The organism is Actinomadura logoneensis (genome assembly GCF_003428695.1).
Taxonomy (GTDB): Bacteria; Actinomycetota; Actinomycetes; order Streptosporangiales; family Streptosporangiaceae; genus Spirillospora; species Spirillospora logoneensis.
This window is the reverse complement of sequence record NZ_QURH01000621.1, coordinates 1-2251: the sequence shown is the minus strand read 5'-3', so window position 1 is coordinate 2251 and position 2251 is coordinate 1. Positions and strand designations below refer to the sequence as shown.

The 2251-nt window shown below is 78.7% G+C and carries 2 protein-coding genes; both read left to right on the top strand.

What is annotated here, in order from left to right:
• Positions 1-1421, top strand: a 1421-nt coding sequence (locus DZF91_RS24790) for a primosome assembly protein PriA (protein ID WP_117359665.1), incomplete at its 5' end; no start/stop codon positions are given.
• A 16-nt stretch (positions 1422-1437) separates the two neighbouring features.
• A partial coding sequence (locus DZF91_RS24785) for a hypothetical protein (RefSeq protein WP_199486862.1) occupies positions 1438-2251 on the top strand: 814 nt, incomplete at its 3' end.

Here is a 2251-nt window from a genome sequence, read left to right as displayed (position 1 = left end):
CGCTGGCCGCCGGGCGCGGGGCGCTGGTCGTCCTCGCCGACGGCCGGGACGTGGCCCGGGTCGACGCGGCGCTCGCCGAGGAGCTGGGCGACGGGCGCCACGTCGCGCTCACCGCCGACCTCGGCCCCACCGAGCGGTACCGGCGCTGGCTGGCGGTCCGGCGCGGCGCGGTGCGGGCGGTCGTCGGGACGCGGGCGGCGACGTTCGCGCCGGTCCGCGACCTCGGCCTGGTCGTCCTGTGGGACGACGGGGACGACGTGCACGCCGAGCCGCACGCGCCCTACCCGCACCCGCGCGAGGTGCTGGCGCTGCGCGCACACCGTTCGCAGGCCGCCGCGCTGATCGGCGGCTACACCCGCACGACCGAGGCGACCGTGCTGGTGGAGACCGGCTGGGCGCACGCCCTGACCGCCGACCGGGAGACGGTCCGGGCGGCGATGCCGCGCGTCCGGCCGGTCGGGGACGACGTCGACATGGCCCGCGACGAGGCCGCCCGGGCCGCCCGGCTGCCGCACCTGGCGTTCGACACGGCCCGCCGGGCGCTGGAGCAGGGGCCGGTGCTGGTCCAGGTGCCCCGGCGCGGGTACCTGCCCGCCCTGGCGTGCCAGCGCTGCCGGACGACGGCGCACTGCGCGGCCTGCCAGGGCCCGCTGGCGCTGACGTCCGCCCACGCCGCGCCGTACTGCCGCTGGTGCGGGCGGATCGCGGGCAACTGGCACTGCCCGGAATGCGGCTTCTTCCAGCTCCGGGCGGTCGTCGTCGGGGCCCGCCGCACCGCCGAGGAACTGGGCCGGGCGTTCCCCGGCGCGGTCGTGCGGACGTCCGGCCGCGACGGCGTCCTGGACACGGTCGGTCCCGGCCGGGCGCTGGTCGTGTCCACGCCAGGCGCCGAACCGGTCGCCGAGGACGGGTACGCCGCGGCCCTGCTGCTGGACGGCTGGGCCCTGCTCGGCCGCGCCGACCTGCGCGCCGCCGAGGAGAGCCTGCGCCGGTGGATGAACGCCGCCGCGCTCGTCCGTCCGGGCGGGCAGGTCGTGGTCTCGGCCGACGGCGCGCTGCCCGCCGTCCAGGCGCTGATCCGCTGGGACCCGGTCACCTTCGCCGAGCGGGAGCTGGCCGAGCGGCGCGAGGCCGGGTTCCCGCCCGCGTTCCGGATGGCGTCGCTGACCGCGACCCCGGCCGCGATCCGCGAGCTGCTGGAGGACGCGCGCCTGCCCCCGTCCGCCGAGGTGCTGGGGCCGGTTCCGGTCAGCGAGCAGCTCCAGCCGGGGCAGCGGCCCCGGGAGCGCGCCCTGGTCCGGGTGCCGCGCGCCGACGGCCTGCCGCTGGCCCGCGAGCTCCAGGCCGGGCAGGGCGTCCGCAGTGCCCGGAAAACGACCGAGTACGTCCGCGTTCAGATGGACCCCCTCGAACTCATCTGAGTCCTAGGGTTGCCGTGTGGGCGACGACACAGGGGCACGGGACGCATGGGTGCGGGACGTCGCGGACCGGTTCGCCGAGTGGGCGGACGGCCGCGTCGCCGCGCCGGGCGAGGCGCCCGGAACCGGGCACGGGCGGGAACACCATGATTCTCACGAGCACGGCGACGTGGACGTCGAGGGCGCGGAGCTGCTGCTCGACCTCGCGCGCGAGGAGCTGGGCCTCACCGGCCCGGACGGCCTGACCCCCGCGGTCCTGCGGGCGCTGCTGCTGGAGGTCTTCCCCGAGACGGTGGTGGCCGAGGCGGGCGAGGTCCCGTCGATCCTCGGGGCGCTGCGGTCGCTGTTCGCCTGCCTGGACGAGACGGGCGCGCTCCCGCCCGGCCGGGCCGCGGCGCTCGAGGCGGAGCTGGAGGCGGTCGCGCCCGCGTTCGCGCGGATCGTTGCCGAGACCGACACCGACGAGCGGCGGGCGGCGGCCGAGGTCGTCGCCGGGATGATGAACGAGGACGGCGTGGACACCGCGGACTCCGGGGCCGTCGAGCGCTGGGTCGCCGGGTTCGAGGCGCTGCCCGAGGCCGAGCGGTTCGCGCGCACCGAGGACTACCTGCGGCGGACCGAGGAGATGGTGGTCCCGCCCGTCCGGCTGGCGCCCCGGCGGGAGCTGGCCCGCGCCGCGCGCGCGTCCGCGCTCCTCGGGGAGCCCGAGGGGGACGACCAGGACGACGAGGCGGTCCTGCGGGCCTGGCTGGCCCGCTTCGACGAGGCCGCCGTCCCGCCCGCGCCGAGCACCGGAACCGGCCAGCCGAGCGCCGGAGCCGTCCGGCCGGGCG